Below are 18,078 nucleotides of genomic sequence, written 5' to 3' on the forward strand. Positions count from 1 at the left end.
ATATCTAGCCTGGACAGTCCTTTTCCCCTTTGAGGGAACCCGCGAGGACTTTTTGAAGCAGGCCCGTCAGGATTATCCCAAGGGCCAGGTATTCATGGCCTTTGCTGAGAAGCCTTTGGCAACTGTCCAGGGGATAGATTGGGTCAGTTGCGACGCTGGAAAAGCCGAAATACCTCAATGGGCTTGCGATTTTGGTCAAGCCGTTGAGACGCAATGGCCCGGCTATACAACCCTGGTGCTGCGGCGCATCCTGTCCAAGGCCTCATTGCCGGAGGGTTTTTTTCTGTACGGTGTGATGCCGCAATCTACAGAGGAGACTTGGGAGGTGACGCCATGAAGAGAGTGCGCTCTTTTCCCGACCGTTACCCCTGGTTCTGGCGCAATGCCCCCTATGCCATCATGATGGGTATTGTGCTGGCCTTTGTCATCCTGGCTGCCATCCCTCAATCCGCGTGCTGGGCAGGATGCAGTCAGCGGGATAAGTGGTGCAATGGCGGACATTGTGATTCGTTGACTTGCAAACCAGGTACAAGGGGACGTATCGTAAAAGCGTGTCATTGGTCTCCTGCCAACGAGGTGTGTGCGGATACTATGCAGGATGTAATCTTGCCTTGTAGAGGCTCCGACAATTGCAATGTGACGGAAGTTATCCCTGACGACTATTTAGGGCGTCTTTATAAGCACGCTGGGCGTGCGTGGTTGCGTGTTGGGGCTTGTAACCGTGACTTAGTAGGAGAGGATTGCGACTCATCATCCCCTATCCTGGATGTAAACATTGACAAAGTAGATTGCTGTAGCGGTGGTGGGGGCGGCGGAGGCGGAGGCGGCGCGCCAACTTGCAAATACGACCCGCCGGAAATCCTCCTCGATACGACCACCATCTCCCCGCCTTTCCCCCTCACTATCGGTCAGGACCCCAACGAGGTTGGCGTCACTGTCTCCCTGGATGCTCGCGGCGGCAAGAAGACCAATAACTGCAACGGCCCAGACCGTGCCAACATCAAGGAGTTTCAGGTGGTCGGCATCTCCCTGGCCCAAAGCAGCCGCGACTGGATTACCCAGGAACTGGCCGCATGGTATCTGGGGGCCTATGTCAAAGGCTCCTACCCCATGGCCCCCGATTGGGCGCAGGCCCTCAACCTCAACAAAAAACGCGCCACCCTCACTTTCCACTTCTCCCCCCTGGACCCCGGCTACTACATCGTCACCGTCAAGGCCGTGCAAGACCGCGGCAGTGACAAGGACACCACAGCCCAATTGCGAGTCCCCGTCTATCTCCTCGAAACTTCCATCGTGAGATAACCCGTGAGGTAACCCATGTTCACTTTTCCCGCCTTTCTACTCCCCGCCCTCTGGGTACTCAACGGTTTTCTCGCCCTGCTCTACTTCATCGTAGCGCACTGGGCCATTTGGGTCACCCTGCCGCCTCTGGCCTGGCTCCCCCTCACCGACCGCCCGGAGCGCCGGGGGCGCGTAGCCATGGCTGCGGCCCTGGCCGGGCTGTCCGCCATCCTCGCCCCTCCGCCCGTCCCCTACGCCGTCCTGCTCATGGCCTGGGCCGCTCTGGCCGCCGTGCGTCTGGAGCGCCACGACCCCCTCGCCCTGCGCTGGAACGCCGTACAGGGCCTGGCCCTGTACGGCCTCATCGGCCTGGGTTACCTAGCCTGGCGCACCTTGAGACCACTATCTACCGACCCGGCTATGGCTCAGGGCCTGGTGTACCTCAACGCCCTCATCGCCATCGCCCTGTACGCCTACCCGTTGGGTTTCCTGGCCCTGCTGGCCCAGGCCGCCTGGCTCCATCCGCCCATGGAGCGCCCCGAAAACCTGGTCTCCACCATCCGCACCAGGGGCAGGCGATAGGGCGATAGGAGGAGTGACCATGAAGCGCTTAGGCTTTCTTCTTGTTGTGCTGACCCTTCTGGCCTCGGCCTGTGGGGTAGGGCCGTACCGCACCTTCCAGGCCACCCAAACGGCTTTCCGGGCGACTGCCCGGGCCATCCAGACCCAGGCCGCTCAGGCCAACGCCGTCATCGCCGCCCAGCAAACTCTGCTGGCCGCCACCATACAGGCCATGGCCACTTTGTTCACGCCAGCCGTTTCCTCCCCCACGCCTACACCTTCACCAAAGGAGGAATCTGTGACCACGCCCGGGCCTACACAAACACCCATGCCTACACCTACACCGGAACCCCTGAAAGCCCTCACCTTCACCACGCCTAAGGGCATTCAGGTCACCTTGCACCGCGCTTGGTGGGCGTTGCAGGTGGAAGATTTCACCCCCACCGGAGGTAAGGTATTCCTCATCCTGGACCTTACTCTGTACAACCCAGGGGAGGAAATTGTCCAGGACTACACTCTGCCCCTGTATGCTACCGTGCACACTGCTCAGGGCTATCTTTTCCGTCCTGTACCCCTTCCTCTGGCTCAGTCCCTGTCGTTTCTTACCCTCGCCCCTCGCGACCGGCGGCGGGGCCGCTTGGTCTTTGGCCCTCTACCCCGATGAGGGGCCGTTTGTCCTCTCTATCCAGGACAACCCCCTGGACGGGAATAGCCGTCCCGTGCAGGTGCGGCTTAATCCCGTGCCCATGCCCCCAACGCCTGCCCCTACACCATAGGGCCACGGTCAGGTGGACGAAGCGGTCGCCTGGTGGCGGGAGGAAAATAAGAAATAAAAGTGAGCGCCTGGGGTGGTGACCGGTTTGCTGCCTTAAGGGGGCCTGGGCCTATGTGCCCACTTTTATATCAACTTCCGAGAGGTGCACTATGGACGACAGCGGCAAGGGTGCGCTGAATATTCTGGACAACGGCATACAACTCATCGAGGGGCGCTTTAATTACCTCTGGTTTCGCTTGGGTACCCCTCAGGGCAACCTTTACCGCGTCCTTACCCTCCGCGAACTCGTCCAACTCCCTCGCCCTCTCTCCGAGACAGGCGAACGCGAAAATTTCAACTTTCTCCGCCGTCAGGTTGCCGCCATGCGCGGTCTGCACAACGCCGGGGTGGATTTCGTGTACACCGCAGCAGGCATCTTCCGCCCCCACCATGTGGGTATTGTGCAACTGTACGGCGCAACCGCCGAGGGCCCCTCCCTGCAAGAAGCCGTCCGCTTGGCCCTTGAGCGCCAGGCCGCCGTGGACGGCATTATGGCTAATCACATTCAGTCTCGCCTTGCCCCGCCCAACCCCGATTGGGTACGCTGGATGATGGATTTCATGGCCCAGGCCGGGCAGGTTCTCCTGCTCCTGGGCCACCCCGACCCCCGCGACGCTCCCAAGGGCTTGGACGATAATCGTCTTGACCCTGACGACTTGGCCGCCGAGCAGAATGAGGCGCTTTTCCGCGCCCTGGCGGCCCTGCGCAAAAACTTTGTCTTCCAAGTCACTTCCCGCCAGGTGCCCCGCCCCTTGCTCAGTCAGCACCTGGTGGACGTGAGCCGTCAGGTTTCCCAAGTCGCCTCGCGCCAGCGGGGCACCAAATCCATTGGCGTTACCCTTTCCATCCCCCTGATGACTGCCTTGCAACAGGCCCATAGCGGCGGCTATTCCACCACCCACGCTACCGCGCACTCTCGAGCCGATGGGGTGAGTCAGGGGTGGAATATCGGCGAGGCCCATGGCCACGCACACACCGAGGGTGTCACTACGACCACCGGTGGCAGCGTAAGCCACAGCGTCAGCCACGGCGTCACCCACAGCACGGCAGATACTCAAAGTCACACTGTGAGTCAGTCCACCACTATCTCCGACAGCGTCACTAGCGGTAGCAGTCATACCGTGAGCCACAGCGTTACAAACGCTAGCGGCGTGGGAACCTCTCTCAACAACGGGTGGTACTCCGGTCAGTCCGTCGGCAGCAACCACGGCGGCAGCCTGAGTGCCACGGATAGCAGCAGTACCTCCACCGGCGTCACTTCTTCTCACTCTGTGAGTGAGGGAAGTGTTGAGGGTTCTAATGTGAACGCCGGTCTCAATTTCTTTGGCCTGGGCAAGGTGGGAGGCGGTCTTAACAGCAGCACCTCCCTTACCACCACCTCCGCCTCCGCTTCCTCTGCCTCCACGACTACCGGCCATGCTCAAACTAACACTTCCTCCTGGAGCGTCTCTCACAATACGAATTGGGGTGCTTCAGGCAGTGTGGCCCATTCTTCCTTCAGCAGCCAGGCCGAGACCACCGGCACGGCGGACAGCACCTTCCAGTCCCGCTCCCACGGTGTGGCCCACACCAGGGGCGAAGCCTGGGGCACGGCTCGCACCACGGGCCGCGCCGAAAGTCGCACTCAGGGCACGACCCTCTCCAGCTTCTGGTCTACCAGCCGTTCGGTCTCTGACACGGTGAGCGAAACACACAGTCAGGGCCAATCTTGGGGCCGCAGCCACGTGGAGGGCGACACTGTGGGCCGCACCCAGGGGCAAACCCTGGGCAAAGCCTGGGGCGTGGGCCTCTCCACCGGTCTGCTCCCCGGCGTCTCCTTGGGACGTTCCTGGCAAACCGAGGATGATGTCGCCATCCGTCTCACCCAACTCATGCGCCAACTGGTCGGTCTCCTCGACCGCGCTAGCGCCGAAGGGGCTTGGCTCACCCATGTCGCCCTTTTCCTGGAAGACCACGCCGCCGCCAAGACCGCCGCGGCCGCCGTCGCACAGGCGTTCCACGGCCCCGATGTGCCCACCCCTGTCTTCACCACGCCTCCAGACCCCCAAGACGAGCCCCTGGTGCGTACCCACGGCTTGGCTTTCCGCCCCTGGGAGGACCCTGAAGGCCCCGGCCGCGACCCCTTCAGCGGCATCCTCTGGACTAAGTACAGCACCCTTCTGGTGCCCGACCAACTGGCCGCCCTCACCTCGCCGGGCGTCTTCGCCGAGGGCACCGTCAAACTGGTCGAACCCATCCCCCGCAACAAAATCATGTTCTACCCCGCGATGGAGGGAGATGTAGTTCTGGGCCATCAGTTTTCCCCCGAAACCGGCCAACTCACTCAAGCCCCCGTCCGCTTCCAACCCTGGGCCTTCATGCACTTTCTCTTTGCCGCTAACAGCGGCTACGGCAAGTCCGTGGGCGCTGAGCGCCTGGTGTACGAACTGGGCAAGAAACTCGGCTTCCAGATTGTCGTCCTCGACTTTGGCTTTGGTTGGCGCAAACTCCTCAACGCCCCTGGCATGGACGGCCTGGTGGATGTGCGCCAACTCTCCCCCTTCTCCCCCAGGGCCCTGCGCTGGAACCCCCTGCGCATCAGCCGCTACATCCCGCCCACTCAGTTCCTCAAGGGCTTCATCGACACCTGGGACCAACTGACCCAGATGGGCCAGAAGCAGCAGCGCATTTGGTTTGAGACCCTCATCCGCGAGATGTATCTGGATGCCGGAGCGCTCACGGATGACCCCGATGTTTGGAATCACCCCCGTTGGGGTAAGGTGCGCGCGGGCGAGGACGCCCTTATCGGCGAGCCTGTGGGCACAGCCCTCCGAGATTTGTTCAACCACGGGGAATACGACAAACTCCAAATCCTGGCCGTGCACCGCAGCACGAACAACCCCCAACTCAGTCTCAAAGCCCTCTACGACCGTATCGAGGAGGCTAAGGAGAAATTCGGCCCCCGCGACCGCATCATGCAGGACATCCTCAGCGGGCTAATGGTGCGCCTGCGGCCCTTGGTGGTGGGGGCACCGGCCCTGCAATTTGCCCCCGGCCGGGACGCGGTGGACTTACCCGACTTGCTCTCAGACCAGCGCATCGTCATCCTGGAGGGCAAAGGCCTGGACAAGCGGGCCGCCGGGTTCCTCCTTGGTTGGGCCGGGTGGATTTTCTATTACGACCGCGTCAACCGTCGCCAGCGCCAGATGGACACCGCCCCCATGTTCATGTTCTACGAGGAGGCCAATGTGGTCTTCTCCGGCCTCTCCGCTTCTGGCAACCGTGAGGACAACGTGCAGTCCCTGGCCGAGAGTTACGACATCATGGTGCGGGATAGCCGCAAGTACAAAATCTTCTTTGGTTTTGCCGTGCAAAATCCCAGCCTGCTCCCCCAGGGCGTACTCCACTCTTGCCCCAATGTGCTCATCGGCCACATCACCGACCCAGAGGACAAAAAGCAGGTGCTCTCCCTCCTGGGCTACACCGAGGTAGGCTTCCAGGACAACGAGATGCGCCGGTTGCTCTCCGACCTTTCCGTGGCCATGATGCTGGGCCGCTTCGCCTACGACTTCGACCGGCGGGAGACCCAGACCTTCCTCTTCCGTCCCCTCCTGCTGGATGTGCCCGAACCCAACGACGACGAATTGGCCGAGAAACTGGGCCGCATCACCCTGTAGGAGAAAGACATATGACGACAAAGCAAAACATCCCTTGGTCTGTCCTTTTCCTGGTGCTTCTTCTGGCGGTACTGACCGGGATGGGTCTGCTGGCCGCCAAGGGCCTCATTGGCCCGGCAGTTACTCCCACGCCTACTACCTGGTCACCGCCTGATTTGCCCGGGCAACTCTTAACTCCCACCCCCACGCCAGGCTGGTGGGCTTCGCCCCCCGCCTGGCTTGCCACCTTCACCCCCACTATCCTCCCTACTCAGGAGAGCACGCCATGAGTCAGATTTCATCCCACCTCCATCAAGCCGCTAAATTGCTGTCCGAGTTGACCGAGTGGCTGGCTGGATTGCGCCAGTCGCCCCCGGATGACTTCCCTGTGCTGATCATCGTCACCGATCGCAACGAGACTCAGGTTAAGGACTGGCGCTTGCAGCGTATGCGCGACGCCCTGGGCATCGTTGCGGCCTTGCGCAACCAAAAGTAATCCCACCTTGTTGGAGGATAAAGACAATGAAACGCTTTCTCCCCCTCATCGCTGCCGTAATTCTCTTTCTGGTCGGCCTGGCCCTGGCTTCCGGTCTCTCCACACCCACCCAGTCCGTGGTGGTGGTCGTCAAAAGCCTGGACGCTGGTCACACCCTTACCGAGGCTGACCTTACTTTGGCCTCCATGGCTAACCCGCCCCAAGACGCCTTCACCGACCCCGCCCAGGTGGTTGGCCAAACTCTGGCTGTCCCCCGTCTGGCGGGCGATGTGATTACCGCTGCCGCTTTGGGCGGCCTCCCTAATCCAGCCCAGGCTCTCAAGCCCAACGAGCGGCTGGTGGCCGTCCAAGTTTCCCGCAGCAGCGGCATCGCCGGACTGCTCCAACCTGGCGAGCGCGTGGGCGTCACCCTGATTTTCGGTCACCAGGGCTTCGACCAGGGCCTCTACGCCAAGGCCACCATCGAGAACCTGCGCGTGGTCTGGGTTTCCCCTGATTTTCAGGCGCATTCCCCCAATGCCCAACAGCAACAAGAGGACATCCTGGTGGGTGGGGGACTGGCTCTTCCCACTCAGGCAAAGGAAGGTGTGGTCGCCCTGGCCGTGCCCATCTCTGCCCAGACCGTAATTTACGACTTCAGCGACTTGGGCCTTCCGCCGGAAACCCGCACCGTCAACGCCGTAGAACTGCTCAGCGCTCTCGACCAGGGCGGCACGGGCGTCAAACTCAGCCTCTACCTTGTCCCCGAGAAGGCTCAACCCTTGGTCTCCTCCGGCCTCTTCTTGCCGGAGTTGGTAGTGACGCCCGGCTCCACGCCTACACCGACCCCGACGCCTGCCCCTTAGCCGGAGGTGCTTCATGACGAATAACAACACCTGGTTAGACCAACTGACGCAAAACGCCGACGTCGCCACCGTCCTCTTGGCCGGGTTGCCTCAGACCGCCGATATGTGGTACAGCGTCATCGCCAACGAACCCCGCTTACGCGTGGTCGCCCGCGCCGTGGCCCGCGAGGACTTGCATGCCAAACTGGCCGCCAACCCCCAAATCCTCCTCTTGGACGCCCTGCTGGCCCAAGGGCCACAAGACCTGGCTGACTTGCTCAATGGGTTGCAGGTTCCCCTAATCTATGTCGTCTTCCCTGCCCAGATCCCCGACGCCGACTTTCATGCCGTGCAAGCCGCCATGCGTCGTGACGGGGTGAAGTTCTACCGCGACACGGCTAACCTGGTGGATCTGGTGCGTACCATGGTGACCGATGCCCAAATGCTACAACGGCAGAACGGTGCTTCTTGGAGCGCCGAGCTCAGTGGTGCCCGCCAGGTGCTTCCCGTGCGCCTAGTTGGCGTGTGGAGCCTGGCAGGCGGGGTGGGGAAGACCACCATTGCCAGTAACCTGGCCTTTGCCGCCGCCCGGCGCGGTATCCCCACCTTACTCGTAGGGATGGGTGCGCCTGACGACTTACCCCTCATCCTCGGCCTCAAGCCCCAGCCCAACATCACTACCTGGCGGGCGAATCCATCCCAGGAAAGCCTCAAGGCTGCCCTGCAAAAGCGCGATGTGGTGGATGTCCTCGCTGGGTTCCCCGATATGCTCTCCGCCGCCCAGGCCATCAGCACGCCCCCCGACGCCGCTAACTCTTTGCGCAACCTGGCTGACCAGGCCATCCGCTTGGGCTACGCCGCCATCGTCTTCGACCTGCCCCCTTCCATGGAGTCCGTCGCTGCCCTGGGCGTCATCAATCTGTTGTTGTTGGTCGCTCGCCCTTCCGTGGAAGGCGTTATGCGCACCGTGGAGGGCTACCGTACTGTGGTTGAGCGCTTGGGCCTGGAAAACCTACTCCACCCCCAGAACCTGCGTGTCGTGCTCAATCGCGTGCGCGATCGCATAGATTCCAAATCTTTCCACGACCTAGCTAACCGCTACCTCAAGCCAAATAACCCCCAGGCCGCCTTCCCGCCAGTGTCCGTGTCCATCCCCGACCGCCTGGAAGTCGGTCAGGCCCACGACCGAGGCGACTGGCCTTATCTCGCCTGCGACCCTCTGGCCCGGGCTATGGACACGCTGGCCACTGAACTGTTTGGCGGGGCCTCCCAGCCCCCCGTTGGTGACAACGGAACAAAACGTTTACGCATCAAACTGCCCTTTTGAGTTTGTGGCATCGTGACATCGCGACAGGAGATGTTCTCATGTGGCAACAACTGAACCAAATCGCCCTCACTGAGGAGCAGCAGGAGCGGGTGGTGAAACGAGCCATCGAAAGCCTGCGCGGCTTGGACACCGCAGTTGTTCGTAACCGCGAGCAACTGCGGGCGCGCGCGCGGGGGGGCGTGCTTCAGGCATTGCAGGCCCTGGGCTGGAACACCAACGCCGCTCAAATGGCCGCCATGGTTACCCAGGTTGTGGCCCGCGTCAGCGGCCTGGGCTTCCTGGACGATTTGCTCCGCCCGGAGGAGTTCACCGAAATCGCCCTTAATCCGGACGGTTCCCTCTTTGTCCAGCGCCGCGACGCCCGCTACATGGAACCCGTAGTGGGCTACCGCCCCACCGTAGAAGAGGCTATGCGCGTCGCCGAGGCCTTGGCCGGGATGGTCGGTCAGCAACTCTCCATCGCCAACCCCACCATCAACGGACGCCTGCGCCGTGACAAAGCCTCCGGTTTCGGTGGAGCGCGGGTAAAAATCCTCCACCCCATCCTCACCGTGGGCGACGGTTACCCCGCCATCTCCGTCCGCCTGTTCTATCCCCGCCGGGTGCTACCCCAAGACCTTATCGATTGGGGATTGGCTCCTGAAGGCGTCATCCAGGGCCTGCTGGAGCTGGTCGCCCGCAGGGCCCGCATCATGATCGTGGGCGGCACGACCATGGGCAAGACCACCTTGCTCTCCGCTCTTTGCGATGGCATACCTCGCGAAGCCCGCATCATCAAGGTTGAGGACCCTGAGGAAATCTTCCTCGACCATCCCAACGTGATCACCATCGAACCCTACAGCCCCTCCTGGGCCGAGCGGGAGACCATGAAAGCCTACACCATCGCCGATGCCCTGGCCGACGTTATGCGTATGCGCCCTGACTGGCTCATCGTGGGCGAGGTTCGCCGCGGCGACCATGTGATGAATCTGCTCCGCGCCCAACTCTCCGGCCACCCTGGCATGACCAGTCTGCACGCCTTTGGGCCGGAGGAGGCCGTGCAGACCATCGAAACTTTGGTTTTCAACGACTTGTCCATCGGGCGTTCTGGCACCAAGAGCACCTTGGCCCTGGCCGTCGATGTACTGGTCTATCTGGACTGGGCCGACGGCAAACGCCGCATCATGGGCGTCTGGGAGGTGGACGCCCAGCTTCACGGCGGCAATGTGAAATTCCGCCAACGCTACGCCTACGGCTCCGGCCAGACCACCCTGGAACCCATCCAGCGCCGTCTACTGGGCGATATGCCCGGCCGAACGGAGAAGGAGGTGTCATGATTGGTGTGTTGTTGTCTGCTTTGGCCCTGGCCCTGGCCGGGTACTGGGCCGGGCGCGAAGCCCTGGAACGCCTGAGCGCGGTGCGTTCCCTGGAGACCTACTACGCCGTGGCCCAAGAGGCCACCCCTGTGCCCGTGGGCAGCCGGGCGCACAAAATCCGCCTGGCTTTGGGAGAACGAGTCGCCGGGCGGGAGACGGAAGCCGTGGCCCTGTTGACCTTGGGCGCGGGCTTGGTTTTGACTTTAGTGGGCCTCTGGCTGCGTCTGCCCCTCTGGATTGCCATGGGGGCCGGAGGTTTGTTGGGTTACCTGGGCGTTCAGGGCTGGATAGAGGGCCGCTGGCATAAGGTGATGCGCGGCATTGAGACCGAGATGCCCACCTTTCTGCGCACCTTGGGTAGCACGGTCTCCGTAACCCCAAATGTCCTCGATGCCCTGGACGATACCCTGGCCGCCCTGGACGAGCGTGGCCCCCTGCGCGCCTGGATGGAGCGCTTTGTCCAGGAACTGCGCCTCCACGGACGCCGGGGTTTCGAGACCCTGCACGAGGAAGCCGGGCACATCTCCCCTGTCCTGCTTTTGGCCGTGGTGGAAGTGGGGCGGCTCTGGGAGACCGGCGGTGCCCAATTTGCCGACGCCTTCCGCCTAGCCGCTGAGAATCAGGCTCGCATTCTCCGCGCCCGTAGCCACGCCCAAGCCGAGATTGACGGCGCTCGTTCCACCCTGCGGGTAATCCTCTTCACCCTGGGCGGGGCTGTGTATTTCTCCATCCGCGCCAACCCCGTGCCTTTTGGCACCCCCCTGGGCCGCTTGAGCTTGTTGGCCCTGGGGGTACTGGTGGCCGTGGGCTGGGTTCTCTTGCAATCCATGATGAATGAGGTGTTGCAATGATGGCTCTGTTGGGCATCATCCTGGCAGGTTTGGGTTTGGCCTGGCTGGGTTATGCGGGTGTCTCCTGGGCGTTGGAACGCACCACAGGCTACCACCACCTGTTGGACTTCCGCGCCTCTCAGGGTCAGGGGCAGGCCCAGTCCAGCCGGGCCGAGAAGGCCGCCTTGGGCCTCTTTGCCCGCTTTTTCTCCCTCGATATTTGGGAGCGCCGTCTGCGCTGGGCGCAACGAAGTGGACGCATGACCGGCCAAACCCTGGGCAATATCGCCCTCCAATCCCTAGGCTTTGGTTTCCTGGGTTTGGTGTTGGCTCTGATCACAGGCGTGCCCGTGCTTAGCCTGGCCGTGCCCCTGGGCTTGGCCCTTCCCTGGGTACGCCTCTACAGCGCCGCCGAGGATGCCAAGGAGGCCACCACCCGCGACCTGCCCGCTGTAGCCTCCATCGTGGCCGCCGAACTGGCCGCCGGAACTCCGCCTGAGGAGGCCGTCCGGCGGGCCGCTGTGCTCCCCGGCCCCCTGGCCGGGTTGCTCGCCGACGCCCTCACTTTCGCCCGTGAGACCGGACGGCCTCTCTTTGCCCCGGCCAATGCGCCGGTGCGCGGGGCCGTGGTGGAGGTGTTCTCCCGCGAGGGCGTGCCGGCCCTGGCCGTTTTCGCCCGCCAGTTGAATGTGGTGGCCGTGAAGGGGGCCGAGGGCGCGCGCCTAATGAGCGGCGTGGCCCAAAGCCTGGCCGATGAGTATCAGGCTTTGTTGGAGCGCCGCATCGAGCAGTTGGACAGCCGCATCTGGCCCGTCATCGCCCTCTTTTTCTTCTTCCCCTTCGTGGCCGTGCTGCTCTTGGTGAACCTGGTGCCTGCTTTGGGAGCCCTGTGATGGCGTGGGTTGGCATGGTAAGCCTCTGGCTGGGCGTGTGCGCTCTCTGGGACCTGCGCACGCGCACCGTGCCCAACATCCTAACCCTGCCCGTCCTGGTCCTGGCGGGCTTGTGGCGTTTCCTTTGGGAGAAAGAGGCCACCCTGGGGTGGGCGCTTCTTTTGGCCCTGGCCTGGTTTGGGCTGTGGGTTTTGGGGGCCGTGGGCGGGGCTGACGCCAAAATCGCCCTTGCCCTGAGCCTGCTGGACCCGGGCTGGGGCTACGCCGCCATGGTGGGTCTGGTCTTAGCCGGGGTGTGGGCCAAAGTGCGGCGCTGGCAAGGCAAACCGCTACAAGACATCCCCGCCGTACCATTCATGGTCTTGACATTCCCACCGCACCTGGCTATAATCAAAGCGTCCATCGTGGGCGTAGTGCGCCTGGTGCACGAAGCCCCAGCGATGGGCTTTTTGTTTTAATCCCATCCCTCGGAGGTACATCATGTTGTCTCGCTTCCTCCATGATGTTCGCGCTCGTTTCATCGAGGACGCCCTCTATATCGCCGGGGCAGTGATTGCGGTTATTACCGCAATCTTCGCCTTGGGCCCTAAAATTGCTGAGGTGTTCAACAGGATTGTCCAAAGCCTGCCCTGACCATAGGAGGCGGAGGGTGCTGCGAGGATTTCTTGAAGACCAACAAGGCAGGTTGGTGGAAGACGCACTCACGCTCCCTGTCCTCTTACTTGTCGCCTTGGCGCTGGTCAACATGTTTCAGGTAGGTATGGCGGACTTGGTCGCTCAGAACGCTGCGCATTATGGCGCTCGTATGGGCGCTGTGGCGCAACAAAACAGTGTGGCCATTGCCAAGGCAGCGGCTCAATCGCGCATCAGTCAGGTTCATTCCACAGGAATTCAATTCCAGGTTTCTGTCCAGGCGGACAACCGTCGCGGTTCCGTGGTCGTCGTGCACGTGACCTACCGCGTACCCAACTACTTCGCGGGGCTGTCGTCCATGATGGGCGTGAACATGCCCCAATGGATTGAAGGCCACGCGGAGGGGAGGTTCAGGCATGAGGGTTGGTAGCCGCTGGGAGTGGGGTGGCTCTATGATTTGGGTGGCCGTGCTCATGCTTGCTACCCCCGCTATGATTTTGGCTACTGTGAACCTGGGCCGGGCCTGGCAAGGCTATCGCGCCTTGCGCTTGGCTACTGATGCTGCCTGCCAAGCGGCCGCCGAGGGCGGCTTGGACGCGCCGGTGTTCCAGTACATGGGCGAGGCCGTGATTGAGGATTACCGCGCCCGCTTGGTGGGACGTGCTGTATTTCTACAAGTCTTGCAGCCCTACTTAGGCAAAACCCTGAAGAACCCACAAATCTCCTTTCGCTTCCAGGGTCTGGCGCGGGTGTCCTGTGACGGACGGGCCGTGGTCATTCCCTTTGGCGACCTGGCTCTCCTTACTGAACCGCCCGCTGGTGGTAGGGATACGCTGCCACCCTGGCGGCCGCCCAAGATACCCATTCGTGACAAACCTGGTAACAATATCTCCCATGGCATCCACCTGCGCGTGGTGACGGAGAGTTGGCTTCGCGCCAGCCCGCTGCATTAGCACTTTGACAAGGCCACTCAGGTTGCCGTACCGCCCTCACCACGGCTTGGCCGCGCGGGCCGTGGTGGGCACACCGCGCACCACCCCCGTTCATCCTTCCTCAGGAGGGGGTGCCCCATGCGCAAAACGCGGATTACGGCAACCATGGTGTGGGTCAGCCTAATCTGGCTGACAGTGGAAGCCATCTTGGGGCGGCTGATTGCGTTCAAGGTGCGCCGGTTGTTCTTGGTCGTCCTGGTCATGCTTTACCGGCTGGCCTGAACCGCAAACGGCCCGCGCGGTGGCCGGTCACACAGGCCGGGCCGCTGCCCCAAGGGGCATTTACCCAGGTGAAACATGGAACTGGAACTGGAATTTCAGGGCAACGCCAAAGCCATCCTCTGGACCTTGGTTTTATTCCTTGTTCTGGTGGGCCTGGGCGCGTATGGCCGTGTGGTGACGCCCAATCCGCCCAAGGTGCTGACTTGGGCCGATTGGCGCTTTCGGGCCGTTCAGCGGCAGTACACCCGCCAACTGGCCGCCATGCGCCGGGACGCTGAGGCCCTGGCTGCGCTTCTGGACAGTCGGCCCAATTTACGCACGGCTTGGCAGGCAGAGCAAATCGCTGCCCGCTGGCAGCGGGCCGAGGTCCTGGACGCCCTGACCGGTCGCCGGGAGGCGCTGGTCCAGGCCGCTCAGGCCGTCCAGGACTGGGTGGCTGGACGTCGAGAGGAGGAGCAGGTGCGAGAGGTACTGCAACATGCCCTGGAGGGCCTATCCGGTGAGTAAGGCGGACGGCGTAGTGGAACGCTTGCATCAGACCCTGGTGGAGGCTGAGCGAGATTTGCGCTTGCAGGCCGAGGCCCAGATCCGGGCCTACCATGGTTTGATGCAAAACCTGGTGCATCGCCTGGGGCTGGCGGAGCACCTGGATGACATCCGCCATAACGACTCCCACGCCCCTGCCGGGTGGGGGCCGTCCGAGTGGCGAACCTTCTTCCAGCAGGCCCTGGTGACGAATTCCCCGAAAACCCCGGCCTGGGGAATGACGAGGTGCCCAGACCCCGACAAGAAACTCCGCGCCCAAATCCAGCAACTCACCGCCCGTATTGAGGAACTGGAAGCTGCCCTGCAACGGGCCGAGAAAGAACAAACCGCGCCTCTCCAACCTGAACATACTCTAACTACACCGGTCGAAACTAAAACCGAAGTCAAAACGGCAAAGGCTTTGCCATTGCAGCAACTGGTCGAACGGCTCAAAGGACGCGAAACCCCGCCCCGCACCCAAATTCCCGTGCGATTACGCGACGCCCTGGGCAGAGGGCAGCGTTATCAGCGCGAGGTGCAAATCCTCTGGCTATTGGCTCAGGGGTTGAGCATCCGACTGGAAGTAGACTGGGTGCTGGCTCAAGTCAACGGCTTGAAACCGCGAAGCGGGAGCATTCGCCGAACCTTCAACAGGTTGGCCCAGTTGGAATTAATCGAAACCCAAACTTTGCGCCTTTCCAAGCCTCGGACGAGTCTGGCCCTGGCACGCCTCACGGACAACGGGAGAGCGGTGGCCCAAGCCTTAGGGTTCGAGGTGCGCGAAGGCGAATGGGAGCGGTTGCTGCGCCTCCACGAAGGCGACCGCTTCTCCGCCCACACCGTGGCCGTGCTCATCTTTGCCCTTCATGCCCGCATCCGAGGCTGGCAGGCTGAGGTCATGCCTGAAGCCAATGGGAAGACGCCGCCTGATGTACTGGTGGCAAAGGACGGGCAACGGCTATTCGTAGAGGTGGAACGTGGGGAACGCGAAAAAGCGGCCAAATGGCGCAACATCGCCCAACTCAATGGCGGGCGCGTGGCCCTGTGTGCCATGACCCCCGACCATCGGGCATTGTTGGTGGGCGATTGCAAGAAACAACGTCTCCCTGGGGTAGCGACGGATTTGGAGAGCCTGATTTCTATTTCCTGGGTGGAAATCTCAACAGACACGCCCCTTTGGTTGGAGGAATGGTCATGAGCGATACCCTGGCCGGTTGGGATGAACTGCAACGCTCCCTAAACGAGGCCGAGGCAGAGAAGCCCCACGAAAACTCCGACCTTACTGACCGCATTCTGGATACCCTCCGCGCCCCCGTGCCGCGTTGGGTTGTCCTGGTCTCCGTTGCGGTGACCGGGTTGGTGGTGTTCGCGGCTACGCTTTTCCTGGGCGTCAAAAATGCCCCCCAAGAGCCGCCTCCGGCGGCGGCGATGACGTTGCCCACGGCCACGCCGATTCCCCCCACACCCACGGTCACACCAAGGCCTACGCCTACGCCGTTGCCCCGCCTGGTGGTATGGGCACCCGGCGGAGCATGCGCGTATGTGCGCCCGGCCCCGGACAGCATGGCGGAGCCGCTGGACTGCCTACCCAACGGCACCGAGGTCACCTGGACGGGGCAACAAAAAGAACACGGCGGGTTAACCTGGGCCGAAGTGGGCTTCCCCACCGACTACGGCTTGGCCTCCGGTTGGATGGCCTACGGCGTGGTCGCCTGGGACTTCTCCCCCAATACCGCCACTGGCAACCGCGAGACGGCGTTCTATGACGCTAATAGGGGCTCCATCGTACGCTGGCTTTCGCCCCACACCCCCATTTTGCTCGACCACGAACAGGATGGCTACGCCTGGGTGCAATTGCCCAACGGGGAGTGGGGTTGGGTAACCGTGAAGGATTTGGACCTGGGAAGGTAACGGGGTGTATCCCCAGGGAGCAGCAGAGGATTGTGCGACACATTTTTTCGCCGATAACGGCCCATTTTGGGCGGTTTTTGCGGCGCAAGACACTGTTTTGTGTCGCACAAGGCTTCTTGTGCGACACATTTTTACGGTGGCCAACCAGGCCCCCGGGCAGTCCCGACGGTGGGGCGAGTTCGCTCGCCCCTCGGTCGGGGCTGCCCGCCCCCCATGCCCGGCACCTTAACAAGCAAAGCAGAAGGGATGTCGTGGCCGCCCACCTTCTGGTGCGGTGGCCTATCCCCGTGGGTACGGCACGGATGAGGATGCGAACGTTTCGCCCTCCCCGTCCGTACCACGGGGAGGGCCATTCCTATCCAGGAGGTGAGCGATGTCCGAAAAGACCTTTGCCGATATCCTGCATGAGCTGGCTAAGCCGTTCTCGGTGAACGCCGTCCAATGGCGGCCGCGGCGGGAGGCGCTGGCCCACTTGCGGCGCATACGGCGCAGGTGGCTTTCTTTCACCTCCACGCCGATGCGCGCGGCCCAGCGCTGCACCTCAGCCTTGAAGATTTCGCGGCGCACCAGGTCATCCGTGGTCCTACTCATGGCGACGCACCAACACGTCCATCAGACTTTGCACCACTTCGGACAAGTTCTTCTGAACCCCGTGACGCCGCAGCACCTTGTACGAAGGCTTCTTTGTACAGCGCACAGGCTTCCCGATCGACGGCCACCATGAGGGCCTTGTAGCCCAGGGGTTCCACGTATTGGCGGTAGTGCTCGACCACGAAGCGGGCCACGCGCTGGATGCGGTCGGGGTTCTTGAGCATGTTGCGCAGGGTGACGGCCCGAGGGGTCCAAGAACGCGGGCTTGCGCATTGTATCGCCCAGGCGGATTTCCGCGTCCTGGATGTCGTGGATGACTACATTCATCCAGGCCATGGCGTAGGCGGAGGCGTTGATGTCTTGCCCAAAGACGCGAATTTCCTCGATGTGGCCGGGGATTTTCAGACGGCCATTCTCCTCCTCGCCGTACTTCTCCAGGAAGCGGAGGAAGGTCTTGACCAGGAGGCCGCCGGAGCCGCAGGTGGGGTCGTACACGCTCATGCCAGGTTCGGGATCGAGAATGCGGGCCATAAGCACGCCGACCATGCGCGGGGTGTAGAATTCGCCGGCGGATTGGCCCGCCCCCTCCGCGAACTTGCGCAGGAGGTACTCATAGGCGCGGCCCAGGATGTCGGGCTCCACATCGCGCAGGCCCAAACGGTGCTGGGAAAGCACCTGGATCAGGCGGTGCAGGTAGGGGTCGTCCACGATGCGCTGGCCCGCGGTGGTGGCGTTGAAATCGGTGATGTCGATGACACCGCTCAGGCGCGGGTTCTCGCGGGCCACGGCCCGCACCGCATCGGTCAACTGCTGGCCCAGATTGTGGACGGGCAGGTTGCGGATGTGGGCCCAGCGGGCTCCGGGCGGGATGTAAAAGCGGACCAGGTCGTGGTCCTGCTCGACCAGGTTAAGCGCCTCGTCCAGGGGCATGGCGAATTCCCCGGCCACGCGCTGGACCTCATCGTCGAACACGTCGGACAGGCGCTTGAGGAAGACGAGGGGGAGGATGTAGTCCTTGAACTTGGGCGCGTCCACAGGCCCACGCAACTTGCAGGCTGCATCCCAGAGCCAGGATTCGAGCGTGGAAATGTCCAGGGAAGTCATAGGTTTCTGCACTCCGTGGGATGAGAGGTATGAAATGTCAACTGAGACCGGGGGATCAAGAAACGCAGAGTATATCAGGCCGAA

General features: G+C 62.4%; 21 protein-coding genes and 1 pseudogene. 20 read left to right on the top strand and 2 right to left on the bottom strand.

What is annotated here, in order from left to right; all coding sequences use genetic code 11:
• Positions 1 to 52 precede the first annotated feature (52 nt).
• The 20 genes and pseudogenes from G4O04_03620 to G4O04_03715 all read left to right on the top strand — a co-directional run bounded on the left by G4O04_03620 (position 53) and on the right by G4O04_03715 (position 15,891).
• Positions 53 to 337, top strand: a complete 285-nt coding sequence (locus tag G4O04_03620; protein ID HEY57619.1) for a hypothetical protein — start codon at positions 53 to 55, stop codon at positions 335 to 337.
• A gap of 299 nt (positions 338 to 636) precedes the next feature.
• Positions 637 to 1,302 (top strand): hypothetical protein, encoded by a 666-nt coding sequence (locus G4O04_03625; GenBank protein HEY57620.1) that lies wholly within the window; start codon positions 637 to 639, stop codon positions 1,300 to 1,302.
• 15 nt (positions 1,303 to 1,317) lie between these two features.
• Positions 1,318 to 1,863, top strand: a complete 546-nt coding sequence (locus G4O04_03630) for a hypothetical protein (GenBank protein HEY57621.1) — start codon at positions 1,318 to 1,320, stop codon at positions 1,861 to 1,863.
• Positions 1,864 to 1,882: 19 nt separating this feature from the next.
• Positions 1,883 to 2,506, top strand: a complete 624-nt coding sequence (locus G4O04_03635) for a hypothetical protein (GenBank protein ID HEY57622.1) — start codon at positions 1,883 to 1,885, stop codon at positions 2,504 to 2,506.
• 260 nt (positions 2,507 to 2,766) lie between these two features.
• Positions 2,767 to 6,312 (top strand): ATP-binding protein, encoded by a 3,546-nt coding sequence (locus G4O04_03640; GenBank protein HEY57623.1) that lies wholly within the window; start codon positions 2,767 to 2,769, stop codon positions 6,310 to 6,312.
• Between the two features lie 11 nt (positions 6,313 to 6,323).
• Positions 6,324 to 6,581: a hypothetical protein gene (locus tag G4O04_03645; GenBank protein ID HEY57624.1), complete on the top strand. Its 258-nt coding sequence runs from the start codon at positions 6,324 to 6,326 to the stop codon at positions 6,579 to 6,581.
• On the top strand, positions 6,578 to 6,787 hold the full coding sequence (locus G4O04_03650) for a hypothetical protein (GenBank protein ID HEY57625.1): 210 nt from the start codon (positions 6,578 to 6,580) through the stop codon (positions 6,785 to 6,787). The genes G4O04_03645 and G4O04_03650 overlap by 4 nt, the downstream gene beginning before the upstream one ends.
• Positions 6,788 to 6,813: 26 nt before the next feature.
• The gene (locus tag G4O04_03655; GenBank protein ID HEY57626.1) at positions 6,814 to 7,632 is read left to right on the top strand and encodes a Flp pilus assembly protein CpaB; all 819 of its coding nucleotides are present in this window, start codon (positions 6,814 to 6,816) and stop codon (positions 7,630 to 7,632) included.
• 13 nt (positions 7,633 to 7,645) lie between these two features.
• Positions 7,646 to 8,938: a ParA family protein gene (locus G4O04_03660; protein HEY57627.1), complete on the top strand. Its 1,293-nt coding sequence runs from the start codon at positions 7,646 to 7,648 to the stop codon at positions 8,936 to 8,938.
• A 38-nt stretch (positions 8,939 to 8,976) separates the two neighbouring features.
• A complete protein-coding gene (locus G4O04_03665) occupies positions 8,977 to 10,254 on the top strand; it encodes a CpaF family protein (GenBank protein ID HEY57628.1) in 1,278 nt (425 codons plus the stop codon).
• Positions 10,251 to 11,144, top strand: a complete 894-nt coding sequence (locus G4O04_03670) for a hypothetical protein (GenBank protein HEY57629.1) — start codon at positions 10,251 to 10,253, stop codon at positions 11,142 to 11,144. Before G4O04_03665 ends, G4O04_03670 begins: the two co-directional genes overlap by 4 nt.
• On the top strand, positions 11,141 to 12,016 hold the full coding sequence (locus G4O04_03675; GenBank protein ID HEY57630.1) for a hypothetical protein: 876 nt from the start codon (positions 11,141 to 11,143) through the stop codon (positions 12,014 to 12,016). Before G4O04_03670 ends, G4O04_03675 begins: the two co-directional genes overlap by 4 nt.
• On the top strand, positions 12,016 to 12,474 hold the full coding sequence (locus G4O04_03680; GenBank protein ID HEY57631.1) for a prepilin peptidase: 459 nt from the start codon (positions 12,016 to 12,018) through the stop codon (positions 12,472 to 12,474). Before G4O04_03675 ends, G4O04_03680 begins: the two co-directional genes overlap by 1 nt.
• A gap of 22 nt (positions 12,475 to 12,496) precedes the next feature.
• A complete protein-coding gene (locus G4O04_03685; protein ID HEY57632.1) occupies positions 12,497 to 12,649 on the top strand; it encodes a hypothetical protein in 153 nt (50 codons plus the stop codon).
• 16 nt (positions 12,650 to 12,665) lie between these two features.
• Positions 12,666 to 13,079, top strand: a complete 414-nt coding sequence (locus tag G4O04_03690) for a hypothetical protein (protein ID HEY57633.1) — start codon at positions 12,666 to 12,668, stop codon at positions 13,077 to 13,079.
• A complete protein-coding gene (locus G4O04_03695; GenBank protein ID HEY57634.1) occupies positions 13,066 to 13,602 on the top strand; it encodes a hypothetical protein in 537 nt (178 codons plus the stop codon). The genes G4O04_03690 and G4O04_03695 overlap by 14 nt, the downstream gene beginning before the upstream one ends.
• A 117-nt stretch (positions 13,603 to 13,719) precedes the next feature.
• Positions 13,720 to 13,863 (top strand): hypothetical protein, encoded by a 144-nt coding sequence (locus G4O04_03700; GenBank protein ID HEY57635.1) that lies wholly within the window; start codon positions 13,720 to 13,722, stop codon positions 13,861 to 13,863.
• A gap of 75 nt (positions 13,864 to 13,938) precedes the next feature.
• Entirely contained in the window at positions 13,939 to 14,370 is a 432-nt protein-coding gene (locus G4O04_03705) for a hypothetical protein (protein HEY57636.1), read from the top strand.
• On the top strand, positions 14,363 to 15,586 hold the full coding sequence (locus G4O04_03710) for a hypothetical protein (protein ID HEY57637.1): 1,224 nt from the start codon (positions 14,363 to 14,365) through the stop codon (positions 15,584 to 15,586). Before G4O04_03705 ends, G4O04_03710 begins: the two co-directional genes overlap by 8 nt.
• A gap of 197 nt (positions 15,587 to 15,783) precedes the next feature.
• A pseudogene (locus G4O04_03715) lies at positions 15,784 to 15,891 on the top strand (energy transducer TonB).
• 687 nt (positions 15,892 to 16,578) lie between these two features.
• Here G4O04_03715 and G4O04_03720 read toward each other — a convergent pair.
• Both G4O04_03720 and G4O04_03725 read right to left on the bottom strand, forming a co-directional pair.
• Positions 16,579 to 16,890 carry a M48 family metallopeptidase gene (locus G4O04_03720; GenBank protein HEY57638.1) on the bottom strand — a complete coding sequence of 104 codons (312 nt, stop codon included), beginning with the start codon at positions 16,888 to 16,890 and terminating at the stop codon, positions 16,579 to 16,581.
• 21 nt (positions 16,891 to 16,911) lie between these two features.
• On the bottom strand, positions 16,912 to 17,994 hold the full coding sequence (locus G4O04_03725; protein HEY57639.1) for an SAM-dependent DNA methyltransferase: 1,083 nt from the start codon (positions 17,992 to 17,994) through the stop codon (positions 16,912 to 16,914).
• Positions 17,995 to 18,078: the final 84 nt, after the last annotated feature.

It is taken from the genome of Anaerolineae bacterium (genome assembly GCA_011176535.1).
Classification (GTDB): Bacteria; Chloroflexota; Anaerolineae; order Anaerolineales; family DRMV01; genus DUEP01.

What these genes read in the sequence shown, in the direction of transcription:
- G4O04_03630 (HEY57621.1), top strand. Translation starts at nt 1,318, where the DNA reads ATGTTCACTTTTCCCGCCTTTCTACTCCCCGCCCTCTGGGTACTCAAC.
- G4O04_03635 (HEY57622.1), top strand. Translation starts at nt 1,883, where the DNA reads ATGAAGCGCTTAGGCTTTCTTCTTGTTGTGCTGACCCTTCTGGCCTCG.
- G4O04_03640 (HEY57623.1), top strand. Translation starts at nt 2,767, where the DNA reads ATGGACGACAGCGGCAAGGGTGCGCTGAATATTCTGGACAACGGCATA.
- G4O04_03645 (HEY57624.1), top strand. Translation starts at nt 6,324, where the DNA reads ATGACGACAAAGCAAAACATCCCTTGGTCTGTCCTTTTCCTGGTGCTT.
- G4O04_03650 (HEY57625.1), top strand. Translation starts at nt 6,578, where the DNA reads ATGAGTCAGATTTCATCCCACCTCCATCAAGCCGCTAAATTGCTGTCC.
- G4O04_03655 (HEY57626.1), top strand. Translation starts at nt 6,814, where the DNA reads ATGAAACGCTTTCTCCCCCTCATCGCTGCCGTAATTCTCTTTCTGGTC.
- G4O04_03660 (HEY57627.1), top strand. Translation starts at nt 7,646, where the DNA reads ATGACGAATAACAACACCTGGTTAGACCAACTGACGCAAAACGCCGAC.
- G4O04_03665 (HEY57628.1), top strand. Translation starts at nt 8,977, where the DNA reads ATGTGGCAACAACTGAACCAAATCGCCCTCACTGAGGAGCAGCAGGAG.
- G4O04_03670 (HEY57629.1), top strand. Translation starts at nt 10,251, where the DNA reads ATGATTGGTGTGTTGTTGTCTGCTTTGGCCCTGGCCCTGGCCGGGTAC.
- G4O04_03675 (HEY57630.1), top strand. Translation starts at nt 11,141, where the DNA reads ATGATGGCTCTGTTGGGCATCATCCTGGCAGGTTTGGGTTTGGCCTGG.
- G4O04_03680 (HEY57631.1), top strand. Translation starts at nt 12,016, where the DNA reads ATGGCGTGGGTTGGCATGGTAAGCCTCTGGCTGGGCGTGTGCGCTCTC.
- G4O04_03685 (HEY57632.1), top strand. Translation starts at nt 12,497, where the DNA reads ATGTTGTCTCGCTTCCTCCATGATGTTCGCGCTCGTTTCATCGAGGAC.
- G4O04_03695 (HEY57634.1), top strand. Translation starts at nt 13,066, where the DNA reads ATGAGGGTTGGTAGCCGCTGGGAGTGGGGTGGCTCTATGATTTGGGTG.
- G4O04_03700 (HEY57635.1), top strand. Translation starts at nt 13,720, where the DNA reads ATGCGCAAAACGCGGATTACGGCAACCATGGTGTGGGTCAGCCTAATC.
- G4O04_03705 (HEY57636.1), top strand. Translation starts at nt 13,939, where the DNA reads ATGGAACTGGAACTGGAATTTCAGGGCAACGCCAAAGCCATCCTCTGG.
- G4O04_03720 (HEY57638.1), bottom strand. Translation starts at nt 16,890, where the DNA reads ATGAGTAGGACCACGGATGACCTGGTGCGCCGCGAAATCTTCAAGGCT.
- G4O04_03725 (HEY57639.1), bottom strand. Translation starts at nt 17,994, where the DNA reads ATGACTTCCCTGGACATTTCCACGCTCGAATCCTGGCTCTGGGATGCA.